The 6530-nt window shown below is 38.7% G+C and carries 8 protein-coding genes; 6 read left to right on the top strand and 2 right to left on the bottom strand.

The features are described from left to right. Window positions 1-279 precede the first annotated feature (279 nt). Window positions 280-1692, bottom strand: a complete 1413-nt coding sequence (locus B2008_RS06900) for a C69 family dipeptidase (RefSeq protein WP_281829374.1) — start codon at window positions 1690-1692, stop codon at window positions 280-282. 82 nt (window positions 1693-1774) lie between these two features. Between B2008_RS06900 and B2008_RS06895 the strand changes: the two genes are divergently transcribed. The 6 genes from B2008_RS06895 to B2008_RS06870 all read left to right on the top strand — a co-directional run bounded on the left by B2008_RS06895 (window position 1775) and on the right by B2008_RS06870 (window position 5795). Continuing rightward, on the top strand, window positions 1775-2005 hold the full coding sequence (locus B2008_RS06895) for a hypothetical protein (protein WP_281829373.1): 231 nt from the start codon (window positions 1775-1777) through the stop codon (window positions 2003-2005). Between the two features lie 126 nt (window positions 2006-2131). Next, entirely contained in the window at window positions 2132-2728 is a 597-nt protein-coding gene (locus B2008_RS06890) for a TetR/AcrR family transcriptional regulator (RefSeq protein WP_281829372.1), read from the top strand. 138 nt (window positions 2729-2866) lie between these two features. Next, complete coding sequence (locus B2008_RS06885) at window positions 2867-3406, top strand: NADPH-dependent FMN reductase (protein WP_281829368.1); 540 nt, start codon at window positions 2867-2869, stop codon at window positions 3404-3406. Between the two features lie 11 nt (window positions 3407-3417). After that, window positions 3418-3966, top strand: a complete 549-nt coding sequence (locus tag B2008_RS06880) for an NADPH-dependent FMN reductase (RefSeq protein WP_281829366.1) — start codon at window positions 3418-3420, stop codon at window positions 3964-3966. 92 nt (window positions 3967-4058) lie between these two features. Continuing rightward, on the top strand, window positions 4059-4847 hold the full coding sequence (locus tag B2008_RS06875; RefSeq protein ID WP_281829364.1) for a tyrosine-protein phosphatase: 789 nt from the start codon (window positions 4059-4061) through the stop codon (window positions 4845-4847). A 9-nt stretch (window positions 4848-4856) separates the two neighbouring features. Beyond that, entirely contained in the window at window positions 4857-5795 is a 939-nt protein-coding gene (locus tag B2008_RS06870) for an FAD:protein FMN transferase (RefSeq protein WP_414671999.1), read from the top strand. A gap of 62 nt (window positions 5796-5857) precedes the next feature. Here the strand turns inward: B2008_RS06870 and B2008_RS06865 are convergent, their stop codons facing one another. Further along, window positions 5858-6394 carry a CvpA family protein gene (locus B2008_RS06865; RefSeq protein ID WP_281829362.1) on the bottom strand — a complete coding sequence of 179 codons (537 nt, stop codon included), beginning with the start codon at window positions 6392-6394 and terminating at the stop codon, window positions 5858-5860. Window positions 6395-6530 lie beyond the last annotated feature (136 nt).

Here is a 6530-nt window from a genome sequence, read left to right as displayed (position 1 = left end):
AACAGGAAAAATTATAGAGCCTTTTTTATAAAAGAGGACTATGTCCTCCTTTTTTTTGAAATAAAAACCTGTTAACAGCTTATCACAGAGATAAGCCATCAACAGGAAAAATTATAGAGCCTGTTTTTTTCAACTAGAGTCTACAATGTTGAACCTTTTTTGTTAAGAAGTTGAAACTATATTTCAAGTAGCACCACGCGTATTATTATTCTTTTTTCCAACATTAGTTAACAACTTGGAAATAAGCTGTTGTTCGTCCTCAGCCAAATCCATCACTGCTTATAAGTTAGGATCCATTTTAAAGCGCAGTGGTGAATCGCCAGTTTGTTCAGTAATCAATTTGGCTGATAATTTTCTGAAGATGTCTGTTGCCGTTTTGGCCATCTTTTCGTTAGCTTTATTAATTAAGTCGATATGTTTATCCTGAGCTTTTTCCTTTGCTAGTTTTTGATCATATTGCGCGCGAATTTGCATTACTTGATTACGTGCCTCAGTCTGCGCGTTGCCCAATGCCGTTCCATACTTGCTCCAGTCGCGGTCAACCAAGGTGCTGGCAAGCTTAAAGACCCAATAGGCAGAATTTGTCGTGTAGGTTTCTTTGCCATATTTATATGAACTAGGAACCTTGGTGCCTTGCGGGTAGAATGGAACGTAAACGCTTTGTGCAGCTACACCCATGGCAAGCCAGTGCACCATTTTATCGCCGTTTAATTCCAGCAAATGCGACTCTTGCGTTGTAGCAACTGATATAGGACGGAAAGTAGCGTTGTCTTTGTTCTTAGGATTGGTCAAATCATAAGGCGTGTTTTGATAATGATTGCTTAAAACAGCTTGTGCGTCTTGAATAGAAATTGGCTTGTCCGGTTTTCTGATAAAAGGCAAGTCAAAACTTTGCGGCTCTTGCTTAACCGATGGGGTCAAAAGCTTTTGACCAATCCATACTCTTGGCGTGTTGTAATGCAAGTCGCTGTCGTCGTGGGTTCCAAAAATTTCTCTAAAATTGAAAGGAACATCTTCTGGCCACAAGTGATTTTCAGCAACAAATTTCTTAATATTTTTGGAATACATAAAGTCGTCACTGAAGAAATTGATCTCCTGAATTGCCAACTGGTTGGCGACAACTGTGTAAGAATCATCGGGAATTCTTTGAGCAACCCAATGGTGGCCGGAACCGATTTCCATGTACCAGGCCTCATCGCGATCGCCGAATAAAATTCCGTCAGCTTCGGCGGCGCCATGTTTTTCAACGATTTCGCCCAGACGCTTTACGCCTTCACGTGCGCTTTTGATATATGGCAAGACAACGGTAACCATTGCTTCTTCCAAAATTCCTTTTTCTCCATCAAAAGGATCAACAGCTAAAACGCGGCTATTGGCATAAGCACTTTCGGTTGCACTCATTGCCACGTGGTATTCGTTGATGCCATCTTCTTCAAAAACGCCATATTTGTCTGTCCATTCAGGCGTTGATGAATATGAGTATTTTTCATTAGGTAATTTAATTTCGAATTTGTTATCCTTAGATTTGAAGATATTGTTTTTTAATCCTGTTTCGTGCTGATTAAAAGCCAAGTGCTTAGGCCAAGCAGTTTTAGCATCTTCGTTGCGTCCAATAATAACGCTGCCAGATAGGGATGCATTTTTACCGATTAAGATGGAAGTACATGAAGAACGTCCGATTTTTGTTGTCATTCAGTTTCACTCTTTCTATAGTTAGGTATAAAATAATTGTAACTTAAAACGAAATTAATTTTTATTAAGACGAGGTAATATTATGGAAAACAAATCAATCAAGATCAGTACTGACTACGCTGACCACGCTATTAATATGGAATTTACAGATAACTTAACCGACGATCGTGAGCGTGGCTACATCTTATCTGCAGCCTTTTTCTCTTTTGCTGCTTCTCAAGGATTAGATAAACAAGAAGTTATTGAAATGGTTAATTCAAACTACGATAAATTCACTTCAAACGACGGCTCATCGCTATTTAAGAAATTATAAAGAACTTCAGTTAATGTTATCTTGCCACTTGCAATTGTTATTTAATGGTTATATTGTAGATATGAGCTAAAAATAACAAGCCTTTTAAAAAGGGTACACTGATTTACGTTATTGAGGTAAATGAAAATGGCAAGAAAAAAAGAAATTAGTAGAGATAAAATTCTCGATGTTGCGTACAAAATGGCAGTTTCAAATGGCCTTGACAGCTTAACTGCACGTGCAATTGCTAAGAAAGGACATTTTTCTACGCAACCTTTATATTTAGAATTTAGTAATATGGACGAAATTCGTTCTTTAGTTTTGGAACGAATTTCTGACAAATTGAGAAGCAAGGTCTTGCAACAAAACTTTACTGGTGATCCATTGATCGACTTGGATTTAGCCTACATCAATTTCTCACAAAATCATGTAAAGCTTTGTTGCAATATCATTTCTGACACATTAATGGATCTTGGAATTGAAAAATTTAAAGAGCAATATCCAGATACACACTACAGTGATGAAAAAATTTATGACATTGTTATTGCAAACTGGATCTCAACTATAGGTATTACAGCCTTGGTTATTAACAAGATTGCAACCTTCAATCAAGACCAAATTATCAATGTTTTGAACGCTCAAATTCACGACGCTATGCTTAACGATCAGCTTGATATCAGTGCTCAAGAGAATCCATCGTTTGTTGCCGACGAAGATGCTTCTTTGAAAGACAACTTGGCCTAATTCTATCCAATAAAGGTTCATAAAATATCCTTTTTATTTTTTTCGAGCCCTTGTTATTAAAAGGATAAGGCTTACATTTCTTCTAAACTGTAAGTTATAATAAGAGCATAGATTAAGAAAAATTGAAAGGTGGTTTTTATGAAAATTCTAGCATTATCTGGTTCAAATGCTGATGGATCATACAACTTAGCTTTGTTAAAATTTATCGCTAAGCATTTCGCAGACAAATATGATTTTGAAGTGGCTTCAGTGAAAGGTTTGCCTTTATTCAAAGAAGGCGTTGATGCTCCAGCTGCTATTTTAGATTTAGGCAAAAAAATCGAAGAGGCAGATATGGTCTTGATTGCATCACCTGAACAACAACACTCAGTAACGAGTGCATTAAAGAGTGCCTTGGAATGGTTATCAAGTGCAGTTCACCCATTTAGTGGCAAGCCAGTTGTAGTTGCTTCAACTTCACCATTTGCCCAAGGTACTGCCCGTTCACAACTTCGGTTAAAGACAATTTTGCTTTCACCAGGATTTGGCGCTCAAGTCTTTAATGGTGATGAATTCATTATGGGTTTTGCACCAAAACAATTTGATGAAAATGGCAACTTGGTCGATGAAGGTACAATCAAGTTCTTGAACCACTTCTTCGATGAAATTGACAGTTGGTATGCTCAAATTACTAAGTAGGAGGCTGTGAAATGAAATTATTAGCAATTGTTGGTACGAATGCTCCTTTTTCATATAACCGCTTTTTAGCAAACTTTATTGCCAAACGTTATAGCGATCAAGCCGACATTGAAGTTAAAGAAATTGATCAACTTAAACCATTTTGTAAAACTGATGAACCAGATACTGTAACCAAGCAATGGATTAAAGATGTTAAAAACGCTGATGGTGTAATTTTCACTACTCCTGAATACGACCACGCTATTCCTTCTTCACTGAAGAGTGCAATGGAATGGTTAGGTGCACATGCCGGTTCAAATGCGATGAAGATGAAGCCTGCTGCAGTTGTGGGTACCTCTTATGGTGCTCAAGGTGCTGGCCGTGCTCAAGAAGATGCACGTGAAATTTTGCTTTCACCTGATATGAGCGCAAATGTTTTGCCAGGCAATGAAGTTTTGATCGGCAGAGCTGCCAATAATTTTGATAAAGAAACCGGCGACTTAACCAACGAAACTTATATTAAGCAATTGGATAGCATGATGGCTAACTTCATTAAGTTCGTTGAACAAGCAAACAAATAATTTTGCCAGAAAATCTGGTCTAGTTGTAAAATTAAGTCTGAGACAATAGTCCCAGACTTTTTACTTATGGGACTAAGAGAGGAGTGCACGCAGTGAAGCCAAATGTATTGCCAGTAAGTTCAGTCTGTAATCCGCGTGATTTAGGCGGCTATATTGGCTTTGAAGGACGCAAAGTGAAGAGTCATCGCTTGCTAAGGACTGGAAAAATCAACAAGATTTCGGCTAAAGATGAAAAATTTTTGCAGGAATATGGCTTAAGCAAAATTATCGATTTGCGCTCGCCTTTAGAATATAAAAAATTTCCAGACCGTCCAATTCCTGGCGTTCGGCATTTTGCCATGCCACTGTCGGATGAAGACAATACTAATGGTGGTAAGAAGGACATTGCGAAAGTATTTGAAGAATACCGTCATGATCAATATGCTGGTTTTAGAATGATGTGCGATCGTTATCATGATCATGTTTCAAAAAAGCATGCGCAGAATACGATTCGTCAAATTTTGGAGTTGCTCGTCAATACGCCTGATGGCGCGGTTTTGTTCCACTGCTCTGAAGGAAAGGACCGGACGGGAATCATCGCGGTAATTATCTTATACTTATTGGGCGTTGATTTAGAAACAATTCGGCAGGATTACCTGTACTCAAATTACATGCTTAACCATTACCGGGCAAAACGAGACGAAATTTTTAAACAAAAAGGCGAAAACTTGGAATTCCGTGCAAATATGAGAATTTTAGGTTCCGTGAGTGATGCTTTTTTAGATACGTCATTAATTACGGTTGAAAAAGAGTACGGCGGTCTAGATAGCTTTTTGCAAAATCAAATCGGAGTAACGCCCGAGATGCGTGATGCTTTGCGTGAGCTTTATTTAGAAAAGTAAGGCAGAGTTATGGAAAAAGAAATTGTTGAAAATTTAGCTAAAAAACAAGTTGTTGGTCATCATCATGCTTTAGGCACCTCCATCACTTTGCAGATTTTCGGCAGAGATCATGATTTTGATGATTTATTGCAAAAGTCTTTTGACCTGATTGATCATTATGAAGATCTGTTGACGGTAAATCGGGATGTTTCCGAAGTAATGGATGTCAATCATGCTGCGGGAAAAGAGCGAGTTCAAGTTTCAAGCGGCACTTATTCTTTAATTAAATTGGCTGTAAAAAAGAGCCGGCAAAATTTTGGCTTTAATGCTTTAATCGGACCGGTGGTTAAACTGTGGCATATTGGCTTTAAAGGCGCACATGTGCCAACCGATGCTCAAATTAAAGAAAGAATGAAGCTGACGGATTCATTCAATGTTGAATTAAACGACGAGGATCAGACCGTCTTTTTGACCAAAGCAGGAATGGAACTGGATTTAGGCGGCATTGCAAAGGGCTGGATAGCTGACCGAATCCGCGATTTGTGGCGTGCATATGGAGCATGCGGCATTATTAACTTAGGCGGCAATATTTTATTAGTTGGCGCTTCGCCGAAGAGACCAAATGGTCAATGGATGATTGGCGTGCAAGATCCTAAAGAACCGCGCGGCGACAATATTGCTTCCGTGATGGTGCCAGAATGTTCGGCAGTAACCAGTGGTACCTACGAACGCTATTTGGTTGTTAATGGCAAAAAATACCACCACTTAATTGATCCGCGGACTGGCTATCCGGTTAAGACCGATTTGGCTGGAGTAACGACCTTTACGAGAGATTCTGTCGAAGCTGAAATCGAATGCAAGCGACTTTTCTTTGCCGGAAAACCAATTGCAGGCTGGCACGATAATCCAGATCGACTTGGCGCGGTATTTGTTTATAACGATGAGCATGTCGTTTACGATAATTTTTGATAAAAAATAACCCCCGAATTGAACTCATGATCCAATCCGAGGGTTTATTTTTATCTTCTAATTTATCCGACTGCTTTTCCGATACTGAAGATGCTGTTGAAGACGCCATTTGAAAGTCCCGGCGTGTTGTAAATAATGAAACGCAGGAAGCTGGAATCAATGGTTTGTTGCGTAAACCATGGCAGTTGTACGGCGTTTAACATTGATAAAACAACATAAACGAAGAAGTAGCCTGCGATTAATGAAGCAAGGGCTCCTAAGACGCTGTCTAATAAGCTTCCTAAGTTGGTTGCATGCGGATTTTTGCTTGGAATCCAACTCTTAAACAGCTTAATTACCATCCGTCCAACGAAGAGGATGATAAAGAAAGCTGCGAAACGGGCAATCATCAAATTAATTTCCGTCGTCGTGTTCGTCGCAATTTGGTGTCCGCTAAATTGAGTGTACAGCCAATTTCCAAATGGATTTTGAAGGAAAATCGCAATCATAAAGACGATGGCTCCAAAAATCAAACTGATGATATAGCGCATGAAGCCAGTTTTATAGCCTTTATAAGCTTGCCAAGCCAGATAAGCTAAAACAATTAATGTGACAATCATATCGTTATTTTCTCCTTTGCCGTATATTATAACCTATTACTAGAGGATAGACTTTGACGATTAGGCTAAAATACTTCATAATTGTAAGGATGATTTAGCTTTACTAATCGCCATTTTGGCGTTAAATTGATAGAGT

Source organism: Lactobacillus sp. UBA5813 (genome assembly GCF_002417895.1).
Taxonomy (GTDB): domain Bacteria; phylum Bacillota; class Bacilli; order Lactobacillales; family Lactobacillaceae; genus Lactobacillus; species Lactobacillus amylolyticus.
Note: the sequence above shows the minus strand (reverse complement) of the source record. Positions and strands in the feature narration are given on the sequence as shown.